This window comes from Citrobacter sp. HN-141, assembly GCF_033341895.1.
Lineage (GTDB): Bacteria > Pseudomonadota > Gammaproteobacteria > Enterobacterales > Enterobacteriaceae > Citrobacter.
On record NZ_JAWPBF010000075.1, the window covers coordinates 1 to 216 of the forward strand.

Consider the following 216-nt stretch of genomic DNA (forward strand, 5'->3'; position numbering starts at 1 on the left):
TTTAGTGACTCAATAGCTCTTTCTATATATACCGTGTTCCACAACGTGATCGCTGCTGTCAGTAATGTCAGCCCGCTGGCGCGATAACTCTGATTCTCCAGCCCACGATCCCTTATTTCACCCAGACGGTGCAAAAAGACCGCTCGCGCAAGGGCATTACGGGCCTCACCCTTATTCAGCCCCGCCTGCACGCGTCGGCGCAGACCGGGATCACGG

The 216-nt window shown here is 55.6% G+C and carries 1 protein-coding gene; it reads right to left on the reverse strand.

The annotated features are described in order from the left end of the window. On the reverse strand, nt 1-216 hold a 216-nt coding region (locus tag RYZ59_RS24645), incomplete at both ends, for a Tn3 family transposase (protein ID WP_318067338.1).